This window comes from Streptomyces sp. NPDC050549 (assembly GCF_040655035.1).
Classification (GTDB): domain Bacteria; phylum Actinomycetota; class Actinomycetes; order Streptomycetales; family Streptomycetaceae; genus Streptomyces.
The window spans coordinates 1-12,441 of the sequence record NZ_JBFAJD010000026.1; the positions used below are offsets into that span (position 1 = coordinate 1).

14 protein-coding genes are annotated in these 12,441 nt (G+C 70.8%); 10 read left to right on the plus strand and 4 right to left on the minus strand.

All coding sequences use genetic code 11. The features are described from left to right. Positions 1-104: 104 nt before the first annotated feature. Positions 105-569 (minus strand): hypothetical protein, encoded by a 465-nt coding sequence (locus tag AB0I51_RS31215; RefSeq protein ID WP_362980875.1) that lies wholly within the window; start codon positions 567-569, stop codon positions 105-107. 103 nt (positions 570-672) lie between these two features. Between AB0I51_RS31215 and AB0I51_RS31220 the strand changes: the two genes are divergently transcribed. The 3 genes from AB0I51_RS31220 (at position 673) to AB0I51_RS31230 (ending at position 3,916) form a co-directional block, all read left to right on the plus strand. Further along, positions 673-1,308 (plus strand): NAD(P)H-binding protein, encoded by a 636-nt coding sequence (locus tag AB0I51_RS31220; protein WP_362980877.1) that lies wholly within the window; start codon positions 673-675, stop codon positions 1,306-1,308. 29 nt (positions 1,309-1,337) lie between these two features. Continuing rightward, positions 1,338-2,474, plus strand: coding sequence for a PP2C family protein-serine/threonine phosphatase (locus tag AB0I51_RS31225; RefSeq protein WP_362980879.1), 1,137 nt, complete (start codon positions 1,338-1,340; stop codon positions 2,472-2,474). A gap of 101 nt (positions 2,475-2,575) precedes the next feature. Then, complete coding sequence (locus tag AB0I51_RS31230; RefSeq protein WP_362980881.1) at positions 2,576-3,916, plus strand: hypothetical protein; 1,341 nt, start codon at positions 2,576-2,578, stop codon at positions 3,914-3,916. Here AB0I51_RS31230 and AB0I51_RS31235 read toward each other — a convergent pair whose 3' ends face one another. Together AB0I51_RS31235 and AB0I51_RS31240 are read right to left on the minus strand one after the other, a co-directional pair. Further along, a complete protein-coding gene (locus AB0I51_RS31235; protein WP_362980883.1) occupies positions 3,917-5,158 on the minus strand; it encodes an amidohydrolase in 1,242 nt (413 codons plus the stop codon). Positions 5,159-5,254: 96 nt separating this feature from the next. Then, the gene (locus tag AB0I51_RS31240; protein ID WP_362980885.1) at positions 5,255-6,019 is read right to left on the minus strand and encodes an NPP1 family protein; all 765 of its coding nucleotides are present in this window, start codon (positions 6,017-6,019) and stop codon (positions 5,255-5,257) included. 281 nt (positions 6,020-6,300) lie between these two features. Here AB0I51_RS31240 and AB0I51_RS31245 point away from each other — a divergent pair, with 281 nt between their 5' ends. Beyond that, positions 6,301-7,086: a hypothetical protein gene (locus tag AB0I51_RS31245; RefSeq protein ID WP_362980887.1), complete on the plus strand. Its 786-nt coding sequence runs from the start codon at positions 6,301-6,303 to the stop codon at positions 7,084-7,086. 114 nt (positions 7,087-7,200) lie between these two features. Continuing rightward, positions 7,201-7,629 carry a hypothetical protein gene (locus AB0I51_RS31250; protein WP_362981137.1) on the plus strand — a complete coding sequence of 143 codons (429 nt, stop codon included), beginning with the start codon at positions 7,201-7,203 and terminating at the stop codon, positions 7,627-7,629. A 148-nt stretch (positions 7,630-7,777) separates the two neighbouring features. Here AB0I51_RS31250 and AB0I51_RS31255 read toward each other — a convergent pair whose 3' ends face one another. Beyond that, positions 7,778-8,095: a DUF6401 family natural product biosynthesis protein gene (locus AB0I51_RS31255; protein WP_362980889.1), complete on the minus strand. Its 318-nt coding sequence runs from the start codon at positions 8,093-8,095 to the stop codon at positions 7,778-7,780. 113 nt (positions 8,096-8,208) lie between these two features. On the opposite strand from AB0I51_RS31255, the gene AB0I51_RS31260 reads away from it, so the two are divergent. The 5 genes from AB0I51_RS31260 to AB0I51_RS31280 all read left to right on the plus strand — a co-directional run bounded on the left by AB0I51_RS31260 (position 8,209) and on the right by AB0I51_RS31280 (position 12,424). After that, positions 8,209-9,048 carry a helix-turn-helix transcriptional regulator gene (locus AB0I51_RS31260; RefSeq protein WP_362980891.1) on the plus strand — a complete coding sequence of 280 codons (840 nt, stop codon included), beginning with the start codon at positions 8,209-8,211 and terminating at the stop codon, positions 9,046-9,048. Then, entirely contained in the window at positions 9,017-9,202 is a 186-nt protein-coding gene (locus AB0I51_RS31265) for a DUF397 domain-containing protein (protein ID WP_362980893.1), read from the plus strand. Before AB0I51_RS31260 ends, AB0I51_RS31265 begins: the two co-directional genes overlap by 32 nt. Positions 9,203-9,250: 48 nt before the next feature. Beyond that, complete coding sequence (locus tag AB0I51_RS31270) at positions 9,251-10,594, plus strand: tetratricopeptide repeat protein (protein WP_362980895.1); 1,344 nt, start codon at positions 9,251-9,253, stop codon at positions 10,592-10,594. A 139-nt stretch (positions 10,595-10,733) separates the two neighbouring features. Next, entirely contained in the window at positions 10,734-11,693 is a 960-nt protein-coding gene (locus AB0I51_RS31275; protein WP_362981125.1) for a permease, read from the plus strand. Further along, entirely contained in the window at positions 11,690-12,424 is a 735-nt protein-coding gene (locus AB0I51_RS31280) for a TIGR03943 family protein (RefSeq protein WP_362981127.1), read from the plus strand. Before AB0I51_RS31275 ends, AB0I51_RS31280 begins: the two co-directional genes overlap by 4 nt. Positions 12,425-12,441 lie beyond the last annotated feature (17 nt).

The window sequence follows — 12,441 nt, forward strand, 5'->3', positions numbered from 1 at the left end:
GGAAGATCTTGTACGACAGCTCGGTGTCCCGGCCGACGGCCACGTCCACGTCGAAGACCTTGCCCGGCCGTCCGGCCGGGGCCACTCCCATGACCCGTCCCGCGTCAGCGGATGCGGTTGCCCGCTCCGTCCTCGCGCGTGTAGTAGCGGTAGAAGAACACCAGGAACACGCCCGCCGTGGTGGCGAGACCGATGGCCGCGGACCGCAGCACGCTCTCGCCGGTCTGGCTGTAGAGGAAGCCGATCGCGGCGCCCGCGAAGCCGGACTTCACCAGCGAGTGCAGTTCGCGCTTGAGCAGCGGGGCGAACCGGGCCACCGCCAGGCACAGCACGATGAACACCAGCGCGGTCACGAAGCCGAACAGGATGTTCCAGCCCGTGATGGGACCGCCGCTGCGACGGTTGGCCGCCGCCCAGTAGCCGTAGACGAGCCCGAGGACGACCGGGACCGCGACCTTCGCCACGCGGTGGACGCGGGCGTCGAAGATGTCGGGCAGACCGCGTTGGCCGGTGAATCCACCAGAGGTCCGGCCGGTCATTCCGCCGGGCGTGGGTGCCGCTTGAGCCATGAGAGCACTCCTCTCTCTCGCCCCCGTCTACCAATGCACACCCCGGGGGAGGCGGTGGCAAGTCGGGGTGCGGCCACGGTTGGCCCATGTTTCGCTGGGGCGCATGAAGCTCGTACTCTTCGGCGCCACCGGCATGGTCGGCAGCCGGATCGCCACCGAGGCCTCGGCACGCGGGCACCAGGTGCTGGCGGTCAGCCGCTCCGGCCAGTCACCGGTCCCCGGGGTCACCGCGACCGCGGCCGACGCGACGGACGAGGCGAAGGTCGCGGACCTCGCGCGCGGCGCCGACGCGGTCGCCTCCGCGTGTGTACCGCCGAGGGACGGGAGCGACCCGCGCGGCCCGTTCCTCGCCCTCAACGAGAGCCTCGTCGCGGGCGTCCGAGCGGCCGGTGTCGGGCGGCTCCTGGTGGTCGGCGGCGCCGGCGGCCTGGAGGTCGCCCCGGGCCAGGCCCTCAGCGACCAGCCCGGCTTCCCCGAGGCCTACCTCCCCGAAGCCCTCGCCCACCGCGACGCGCTCGCCTACTACCGCACCCTCGACGACCCCGACTGGACCTACGTCTCCCCCGCCGCCGAGATCGCCCCGGGCAAACGCACCGGCCGCTTCCGCGTCGGCGGCGACGAGTTCATGACCGACGACCGGGGCCGCAGCTTCGTCAGCGCCGAGGACTACGCGGTCGCCTTCGTCGACGAACTCGAACAGCACGCCCACCCGCGCACCCGGATCTCGGTCGCGTACTGACGGCTGTGGGCGGCCGCGGACTCATACCGGTGCGCTCCGGCTCCGGCGACACCGACGCCCTACGGCGGCAGCAACTGCTGCGCGTGCGCGGGCGGAGCGTCGCCTGGGTGCCGCCGCTGCTGGTGCTGGTCACCATCCTGCTGGTCGACTGGTACACCGGCGGCGAGTTCCGGACCGTCTCCTGGATCGTGCTCGTGCCCGGTATCGCCGCGGCGATCTGCGGGGTGTGGGGCACGGCCGTGTTCGCGGTGCTGGGCCTGGCCACCTACCTGCTCGCCGACCACGCCTGGCCGCGCCAGTACCAGACCGGCCTGCCCGACTTCATCCTGGTCGGCGTCGGCGGTGCCCTCGCCGTGCTGGCCTGCGTGGTCCGGGTCCGCGGCGAACGCCGCATGCTGCACATGCGGGACGTCGCCGAGACCACCCGCCGCACCCTGCTGCGCCCGCTGCCGCCCGGCTTCGGCGGCCTCGACCACGCGGCCGTCTACCTCGCCGCGGATGCCGTCGCCCGCGTCGGCGGCGACTTCTACGACATCCAGCCCGGCCTGCACGGCACCCGCGCCCTCATCGGCGATGTCCAGGGCAAGGGCCTCGGCGCGGTGGAGGCGGCGGCAGCGCTGCTCGGCACGTTCCGCGAGGCCGGCTACCACGAGGCGGAGCTCGGCACTGTCGCCGCCCGTCTTGAGGTCCGGATGCTGCGCCACGGCCGGCATCTCAACGCCCTCGGCCGCGAGGACGTCGACCGTTTCGCCACGGCTGTTCTGCTGAGCTTCCCCGCCGGCGACCCGGGCACGGTCGAGGTCGTCAACTTCGGCCACGAACCCCCGCTGGTGGTCGGCCCGTTCGGCGTACGGTCGCTGCCGCCCGGGCACGGACTCCCGCTGGGGCTGGGCGAGTTGGCCGGTCTGGAGGGTCCGCCGCCGACCCTCCGCATCACCCTCGCCCCCGGCGAGACCCTTCTCATCGTCACCGACGGAGTCACCGAGGCCCGCGACGGCGTCGGCGTCTTCTACCCCCTCAAGGACGACGTCACCGAGGGCGTCCACCTCGACCCGCACACCGCCGACCCGCACCGCCTGGTCGCCTACGTGCGCGACGGCACCCTGCGCCACTGCGGCGGCCGGCTCGCCGACGACACCACGATCTTCTCGGTACGGCGGTCCTGATATCGCCGGATCTGACATCACCCTTTGCAGCAGCAGAGGTTGGGCAGAGGCTACGGTGCTGAGGTACGCAAGTGATCGACGGTTCTATCGGGGGAGGGCACATGCCTGGGACGGTGCTGCTGCTCGCGGCCTCACCGGTGGGCAAGGGGCGGCTGGTGGACGCGGCGTCCGTGCTCCCGGTGCTCGCTGCCGTCGCCCCGGCCGTGCTGTCCGGCACGGAGACGGCCAACGTCGTCGAACTCGCCGACCCGTTGGAGCCGCAGGCGGTACTGACCCGGCTGCGGGCCGCCGCGACCGCCCCCGGACCGTTGACGGTGTTCGTCACCGGGCAGCTCCAACTCGACCGCAAACAGCACCTTCCGCACCTGGCGCTGGCGCGTACGACCCCGGCGACGGTCCGCTACACCGCGTTCCCCTGGGCCTGGATCCGCGAGGAGCTGCGCCTGCGCGCACCGGGCACGACGACCCTGCTGCTCGACCTCCACGCCGACGCGGAGACCTGGCAGTGGCTGCGCGCCCACCCGCTCGACTCGGGCCGCACACACGCCGTTTACGGTCGCATCGCACCGCCCCCGCCGCGGCGGGGGGTGGCTGTGCCGACGTACATGAAGGCGGTGGCGACGCTGTTGCGGAGCGGGTACCGGCCACCGGTGGAGCAGTTGCATCAGGAGGCGGTGGGCAGGCTCGGGGCCGAAGGGTACGCGGACGTGCTGCTCGCGGCGCCGGGGGTTGTCGGCGCGGGCGTCCCTGGAGGCTTCGCCCCCAGACCGCCGTCGGCCGTGGAGGGGCCTCGTCCTCAAACTCCCCCAGAGGTGGGACCCCCGGACGGGCTGGAAAATGAACGGGGTCGGGATGGCGACCGGAGCCAAAGGGACACCGACGGCGGCCAAGAGGATGCCGGCCGAAGCCTGAAGGGCCTCGCCCCGAGCCCGAGGGCCGCCGGCGGAAGTCAAGAAGGTGCCGGTCGAAGTCCGAAGGACACCGCCCCGAGTCCGAAGGACACCGCCCCCCACTGGGACAGCGACCCCCATACCGCCATCGCCACCGCCGTCCAGGCCGGCCGCCACTCCGCCGCCGACGCCCTCGCCGCCGAGCACGAGCAGGCCGCCCTACGGGCGCACGGCCGGGGCTCGGAGCAGGCGCTGCACTGGACCGAAGTGCGGGCCGATCTCGCGATGCTCGCCGGGGACCCGGTGCGCAGTTGCGGGGCCTGGCTCGCGGTGGCGTCCGCGCGGCTGGCGGCGGGACAGTCACCCGGTGTGCCCGCCGTCGAGGCGGCGGTCGACCGTGCCCACCACCAGTGGGGACAGATCCACGACCCCGCGACCGCCCGCGAACTCGGCCTCGCGCTCGCCGAGTTGAGAGCACGCGTCCCCGGCCGCCGCGCGGGCGCCCTGGACCACGTACGCAAGCAGCTGCTCCAACTCCAGCCGCAGGGCTAGTCAGCCGACCGTCAGGATCTCCAACGCCCCCGACACCAGGGTCCGTACCCCCGGCACGACTGTCACCAGGTCGGGTGCGAAGTTCGGACTGTGGTTGCTGGGGACGGCGTGGAACTTCTCCATCAGGTCGGTGCCGGGGGCCGCGTCCCAGGTGGCAGCCGGGGTGCTCGTCACGAACCAGTAGGAGTACGGCACCCCGTCCGGGACGAGGCGGGGGAAGTCCTCGCTGCCCGTCGCCGGGCCGGGGTCGAAGACCGTGCCCGCGCCGAGGACCTCGGTGTGCACGGCGGCGATCCGGCGGTCGGTGTCCGCGTCGTTGACCATCGTGGGGAGGCTGGTCCCGACGGTCACCTCGGGCTCGCGCGGGCAGCCGGCGGCGATGCACTCGCCGGACGCGATCCGGCGGATCGCGGCGATCATCCGGTCCCGTACGTCGGCGGACTGGGTGCGCAGATTGAGGGAGATCCGGGCGGTGGTCGGGATGATGTTGTGCCGGGTGCCGGCCTCGATGCGGCCCACGGTCAGGACTGCGGAGTCGCGGGCGGCGATCTCGCGGGAGACGACCGTCTGCAGCCGGGTGACCAGGTAGGCGGCCGTGACGACCGGGTCGACCGTCGACTCGGGGCGGGAGCCGTGGCCGCCGAGCCCGTGGATCTCGATGTCGATGTCCGTGGAGGCCGACATGATCAGGCCGGGCACGTGCGGGTAGAACCCGGCGGGGCCCGGCGCCGCGTGCTGGGCGAGCGCCGCGTCCGGACGCGGGACGCGCTCGTACAGACCGTCGGCGACCATCGCCGCCGCGCCGCCGCCCGTCTCCTCGGCGGGCTGCCCCACCAGCACCAGCGTCCCCGACCAGGTGTCCCGCCCGGCGGCCAGCGCCTCGGCGGCGCCCGTCAGCCAGGTGACGTGCAGGTCGTGCCCGCAGGCGTGCATCGCGCCGTCCACAGTGGAGGCGTACGGCAGTCCCGTCTCCTCCTGCACCGGCAGCGCGTCCATGTCGGCGCGCAGCAGCACGGTCGGGCCCTCGCCGTTGCGCAGCACCGCGGCGACGCCGGTGCCGCCGATGCCCTCGACCGTGTCGTAGCCCGCCTTGGTGAGTCGTTCGGCGAGCTTGGCGGCGGTGCGGTGTTCGCGGCCGGAGAGCTCGGGGTGGCGGTGCAGGTCCCGGTAGAAGTCCTCCAGGCCGGGGACCGGGAGGTCGGCGGTGAGGTCGAGTGCGGTGCGCGCGGCGGCAGACGTCATGGCGTCAGCGTAGGGCGGTCGCGAGGGTGATCACATGGCGCGACCCCCAGGCGACGACGTAGGTGATCGCCTGGGGCATCGCCCGGGGAGGGCCGGTCAGGCGTACGGGTCGAACGTGATCGCGCTCGGCTTGGCCTTGTTGAGGTGGTCGTCGAACTTCGCGTCCTGGAGCGGGAAGTTGGCGTCGCCCCAGTCGGAGGCGTTCAGGATGTCGCGGAGGTTGGACGCCATGTTCTCCCAGGTGAGCAGGTTCTCCTGGTGCCAGGCGCCGTCGTCGTTCTCCGGGGTCTCGCCCCACTTGGCGAACCGGAAGTCGTGGGTGCTCAGGCCGTCCTTGTGGTAGACGACCTGGACGCGCTGGCTGCTCATCGGCACGTCGGCGACCGCCTCGGTCTCGAAGTCGCCGTGCTGGGAGGCGGACAGGTACGACGGGGTGGAGTCGCCCTGCTTGACCCAGACGACGATGCATTCCCAGTCGTGGCGGTGGCCGATGCCCGGGGAGGCCTCGTCCTTCTCGAAGTAGCTGGCGTAGATGGTTCCGCACCAGCCGTTGTTGCACTTGGTGCGCGAGTAGGTGTTGGCGTGGTCGAGGTGACCGGTGCGGCAGCTGCCGGTGACGGAACCGGTCGGCTTCAGACCGCCGTTGAGGTTGCCGTCGGGGTCGATGGCGGCGGCGGGGTAGCAGGAGTCCGTGTCGTAGTCGTACAGCGGCTCGAAGTTCTTCTCGTACGTGGTCGCGTTCTCCGGCAGGTTCTGCAGCACGCCCGCGGAGGCGGTGAACGGCAGGGCGACGGTGAGGGCGACGGCGCTGCCCACGACTGCGGCGGCTCTTCCGAGGCGGTGGGTCCTGGTTCGGGACATCGGGGGCTCCAGTCGACGGTCCATGTCCACGCTCGCCCCGGACATGACAGCCGGGGTGCGCGAACAGAGATTGGCAGACGGGGAGGGTCCGATGGAAGGGCTTTCTATCAAACGGAGGGAGGCATTTCGCCGAACTGGCGAACGCGTCACCACGGTGCGGGGCCGACCGGACCGGACACCGCTCACCCGTACGGCTCAGCCCACGCGGCCGCGCTTCCGCCGCGCTGCTCCACTTGTTGGTGACAGGGGGTTGGTAGTACCCACCGAAGGAAGTGCCGCTCATGACTGTCCCTGAATCCACCCTCGCCGTCGACTTCACCCAGGGCCTGAACGACGCCTGGTCGAAGATCGCGCAGTTCGTGCCCAAACTCATCGGCTTCCTGGTCATCCTGGTCATCGGCTGGTTCGTGTCGAAGCTGATCGCCCGCGTCCTGGACCGCGTGCTGCGCAGGGTCGGCTCGGAGCGGCTGTCCGAACGGGCCGGTACGGCACGGATGTTGCGGGACTCCAAGTACGACATGACCGGCATCGTCTGCAAGATCGTGTACTACGCGCTGATGCTGGTCACCCTTCAGCTCGCGCTCGGCGTCTTCGGCACCAACCCGGTCAGCACGATGATCAACGGCATCGTCGCCTGGCTGCCGCGCGGCATCGTCGCGGTGGTCCTGATCGTCGTGGCGATGGCCATCGCGAACGCGGTGCGCGGGATCGTGGGCAGCGCGCTGTCGTCGATGTCGTACGGCAGGATGCTCGCGACGATCGTCTGGGCCTGCATCGTGGCGCTCGGTGTGATCGCCGCGCTCGGCCAGGCCGGCATCGCGACGTCGGTCACCCAGCCCGTCCTGTACGCGGCCCTCGGGACCGTCGCCGGAATCATGGTCGTCGGTGTCGGCGGCGGCATGATCGGGCCGATGCGCCAGCGCATGGAGCGGATGCTGATGGCGGCGGAGCGCGAGACGACCAACGCGAAGGGCAGCCTCACGGCGTACCAGGCGGGCCGCGCGGACGCGATGGGGAACCAGCCGGTGCGGGAGCGGACGGAGATGCCGGGGGCGTCGGACATGTGACCGTACGGCTACGCTCGGTCGTACTGCCTGGAGGGGGACAGCGGTACGACCGAGCGGGCCGTCTTCGTCGTGACGATGAGCCCCTGTCGCCGGCACGAGGTCACGGTTGCGGACGTGCGTGATCAACTCGTTCCGCAACTCCCGGACGGTGTCGGTGTCTTCGAGGCCGCCGACCTCGGCAGCGATGTCCTCGGCAAGCCCCGTGTCCCCGACCTCGTCGTCACCACGGGCGGGGCCACCGTGCCCCTGCCGGCCGTCGAGGTCGTCTCCTCGTCGAACCCCCGCACCGGCTACGAGGACAAGAGCCGCGACCACCCGGCGACGGGCATCCCCCACTGCCTGATCGTCGACCCGCGTGACGGCGGGCGGACGTACCAGTGGCAGGTCGAGACCGGCGGTCTGCCGCTCTACCCGCGCACGGACGTGACGCTCGCGTCCGAGTGGGACGCCGGCAGGCGGTCCGCCGCCTTGGCCGGGCTTGCCGCTGCCGCGCCGATCAGGGCGGCTACGGCGATGACGGCGGCGCAGAATCCTCTGACGTAACGCGCGGACATACCAACCTCGCAACGACAGTGACAGCGACGGCAATGACAGCAACGAGTTAAGCACGCTTAATGCGTGCCTAACTTAAGGGGTTGGAGTGCGCAACGGGAAGGGCTTCAGGGGGAGTTGAGCCAACGGAAACCTGTTTTCAGTCACCCCGGCGCTGCTCCGGGAGCAGCCCGTGCCGGTGCACCAGCCAGCTGATGGCCGTCAGCCTGCACACCGCGTAGTCGTGCCCGACCGGCTCCCGCCAGTCCAGCTCCGCGAGCGCGTCCAGAAAACCGAGCGCGTAGTCCGCGAGTTCGGCGTGCTCCGGAGGCGGGGGTACGAGGTCGGGACCGGTCGCCGAGAGGCGTTCCCGCAGCTCCGCCACGTGCTGGTCCACCGCGGCCGTGAAGGCGGGCTCGAACGCGAACTCCGCGAAGCGGGGCCCGTACTCGCTGCTGATCTTGGCCAAAGGGGACATTTCTCCACCGTACGTCAGTCCGGCGCGGGTGGGTTAGGTGATTCCCGTCACCGGTATGCGACGCAATGGTTACGCTCGGCGACAGGCCGTAACTACTCGGAGGTGGCTGTCACATGGTCCACGTTCGTCAACTCGACCCGAGCGCATCCCCGTTGGACTACTTCGGCTACGAGGCGCGGCGCCTGCGCGAGGCCGCCGGGATGACGCTGGAGCAGCTCGGCAAGGTGATCTACTGCACGGGCTCCCTGATCGGCCAGGTCGAGACGGCGGCGAAGGTCCCGAGCCGGACGTTCGCGGAGGCGCTCGACGCGGCGTTCATGACGGACGGGTTCTTCAGCCGCCTGCTCAAGCTGGTACTGCGCAGCCAGTTGCCGAAGTGGTTCCAGCCGTACGCCGAGATGGAGGCGAAGGCGGCGTTCATCTCGACGTATCAGTGTCAGGTGGTGCACGGTCTTCTGCAGACCCCGGAGTACGCGGCGGCGGTGCTGGCCGTCGACTACCCGGACAGGATCGAGGAGATGGTCGCGGCCCGGATGGAGCGGCAGCACATTCTGGAGAAGAAGCAGCCGCCCGCCGTGTGGGTCGTTCTGGACGATGCCGTGCTGCTCCGGGAGGTCGGCGGTCGCGAGGTGATGCGCAAGCAGCTTGCCCGCTTGGCGAGTTACCGGGACAACCCCTGGGTGAACATCCAGGTGCTGCCGTTCGCCTTGGGCGCGCACTCCGCGACGATGGGTTCCTTCAACCTCCTGCGCTTCGACGACGACCCGGACATCTACTACTCCGAGGGTTACGACCAGGGGCACATGACTGCCAACCCGGACGTCATCAAGGAGCGTTCGGTCGGATACGCTCGCTTGCAGGCCGGGGCCCTCTCGGTGGAAGAGTCGGCCGACCTGATCGCGCGCGTGATGGAGGAACGTTATGGAGACTCGGCGACAGACGACGTGGCGTAAGTCCAGTTACAGCGGCAGCAACGGCGGCGACTGCGTGGAGGTCGCTGACCTCACCCCTCACATCGCGATCCGTGACTCGAAGAACCCCGGCGGAGCCGTTCTCACCGTGTCCCGTCGCCGCTTCGAGGACTTCATCAACTCACTCGCCGTGTAACTGAGTTACTCGCCAGTCTGTAACTCTGCTTACTGGCATGATTAATGCATGGTGAGACGGGACGACCCGGAAGTCATCGGGCGCAGGGTCCAGCAGTTGCGGCACGAACGCGGGCTCACCCAGCGGCAGTTGGCCGAGCCCGCCTACACGCCCGCGTACATCTCCACCCTTGAGGCCGGCCGGGTCCGCCCCTCCGACGACGCGCTGCGCCACCTCGCGGAACGGCTCGGCGTCGCCTACGACGAGTTGGCCACCGGCCGCCCCGCCCACCTCGCCACCGAGCTGCGCCTGCGGCTGACCGGCGCCCAACGCACCCTGGCGACAGGGGAGTCGGAGGAAGCGGCAGAGCAGTACGCCGAACTGCTCGCGGAGGCGGAGTCGCACGGGCTGGTGGACGAGGAAGCCATCGCACTGCTCGGACTGGGCGAGTGCGGTCTCGACACCGGTGATCTCACCGCCGCCCGCCTGCACTTCGAGCGCGCCGAGCGGCGCCTCGCCGACGAACCCCTTCCCGCCCGCGTCCCCGCCATCCGCGGCCGAGCCGTGGCGCACTACCTCACCGGTGAACTCCGTTACGCCGTATACCTGTTGGAGTCCACGCTCGACGAGCTGAACCGCGCCGGCCTGCACGACCCCGACGCGCTCCTGCTTCTCTACGCGAGCGCGATAGGGCCGTACATGGACATGGGTGCCCACGCGAGGGCCGCCCAGGCGGCGGAGCTGGCGCTCGCGCTCGCGCCGCAGGTGGCGGACCCGGCGCTGCTGGCACGCATGCACCGTTCGGTGGCGCGGACGCTGATAGCGGAGGGCAAGGTCGCGGAGGCAGACGCCTCGCTCGCGAAGGCCGCCGATCTGTACCGGCAGCTCCAGTTCCGCACCGAACTCGCCAACTGCCACTGGATGCGCGGCTACGTCTACGCCCAGGACGGCGAACTGGAGCGCGCCGAGGTCGAGTTGAGGCAGGCGCTGGCCATGCTGACGGCGAAGCGGGCGGCGCTGTACAGCAGCCAGGTCGCGGTGGAACTGGCCGACGTACTGCACAAGCGAGGCAAGTCCGAGGAGGCCGCCACCCTCCTCCACGACGTCCTCAACGACCTCAGCTCCGAACGCGGCGCCCTCCACGCCGCCGCCGCCCACCGCCTCCTCGGCATCATCGCCGAGGACGCCCGCGACACGGACGCGGCCGAGGAACACTACGTCCGCGCCCTCAGCCTCCTGGAACGCGCGGGCGCGGCCGGTGACCTCGCCGACCTCTGCCGGATGCTCGGCGATCTGCTCCGCCGTACCGGCCGGGTGGAAGCGGCGCTCGACGCCTACCGCACGGGCCTCGGCCACCGTACGGCCCCCGGGACGACGACCCTCGGACCGGCGCCCGCACAGCCTCCTCTTTGACGAATCGGGGATACCGCACAGCGCCGACGGTTACGGTGCCACGTACGAGTACGAGGCGTAATCGTGCGAAACGGGATGAGACAGGCGCGTGCAGAACGAACGGACCGTGGTCGACGGCCTGCGCCTGGCTGTACGCGCCATGGTCTACGCGGTACTCGGCGGCGCCGCCCTCATAGCCATCGCGACGGTCGTCTCCGTCCTCGGCCCGATGCTGGCGATCGACCTCTACACCCCGCCCGTGGCGGCCTGGTGGACGGTCTTCACGGCGGTGGCCGTGCAGGGCGTCCCCTTCCTCCTGCTGGGCACGGTGGTCTCGGCGGCGATCGGCGCGTTCGTGCCCGCGCGGGTGTTCACCAAACTCCTCCCCCGCAACCAGGCGCTGGCCGTCCCGATCGCGGGCGCGGCAGGAGTAGTACTCCCGGGTTGTGAGTGCGCGTCGGTCCCGGTGGCGAGCAGTCTGATGCGGCGGGGAGTGGCACCGGCCGCGGCGCTGGCCTTCCTCCTGTCCGCCCCGGCCATCAACCCGGTTGTCCTGGTGGCCACTTCGATCGCGTTCCCCGGTCAGCCGAAGATGGTGCTCGGCCGCCTGGTCGCCTCCCTCGCGACGGCGGTGGTGATGGGCTGGCTGTGGGCGCGCTTCGGCAAGGAGGAGTGGCTACGACTCCCGAAGCGCACGCGGTCCGCCGAGCACTCGGCGGTGGGTGTGAAGGCGTTTGTCGCGGGCCTGCAGCACGACTTCCTCCACGCCGGCGGTTTCCTGGTGCTGGGCGCGGCGGCGGCGGCGACCTTCAACATCGCCGTACCGCGCTCGATCCTGGACATCTTCACGGGTTCGTCCTGGCTGTCGCTGCTCCTGCTGGCCCTGCTGGCGGTGGTGCTGTGCGTGTGCAGCGAGGCGGACGCGTTCGTCGCGGCCTCGCTGAGCGGCTTCTCGCCGGCCGCGAAACTGGCGTTCATGGTGGTGGGCCCGATGGTCGACCTGAAGCTGATCGCGCTGCAGGCAGGCACGTTCGGTCGTTCCTTCGCGTTCCGCTTCTCCTCGACGACCTGGCTGGTCGCCGTGACGAGCAGCACGCTGGTGGGGTGGTGGTTGTTGTGAGGCGCTACGGCCCGGCGGTCCTGCTCTTGCTGACGGGCGGTGCGGTCCTGCGGATCTCCCTCTTCAGCGACCTGTATCTGCGGTATGTGCAGGCGGCGTTGCGGCCGTATCTGGTGATCTCCGGTTCGCTGTTGATCCTGTTGGGGGTCGTGGCGGCGGTCAGGGGGATGAGCCACCGGGCCCATGAGGAGGAGCACGAGGAAGAGGAGGAGGGGCATTCCCACTCCCACGGCCCCCGCATCGCCTGGCTCCTCGCCCTCCCCGCCCTCGCCCTGCTCCTCTTCCCTCCCCCCGCGCTCGGGTCGTACAGCGCGGGGCGCGAGCAGACGCAACTCGCGGCACAGGGCGTGGGCACCTTTCCCGCGCTGCCCGCCGCCAAGGTGCTGGACATCTCGGTGGCCCGGTACAGCTCACGGGCGATCTACGACACCGGTCACTCCCTCAAGGGCCGCACGGTCCGTATGACGGGCTTCGTCACCCACGGCTCGAACGGCGCCTGGTACGTCACCCGCCTGGTCGTCACCTGCTGCGCCGCCGACGCCACGACCAGCAAGGTCGAGATCAGGGGCACCGAGTCCGACGACGCCCCCCAGACCGACACCTGGGTCACGGTCACCGGGACCTGGCTCCCCAAGGGGAAACTCGGCACGGACGGGGCGTGGCCCCCACTCCTCGACGCGACGACCGTCACCCAGGTGAAGCAGCCGGCGGATCCGTACGAGAAGCGGTAGGAGGTAAGCGGTAGGCG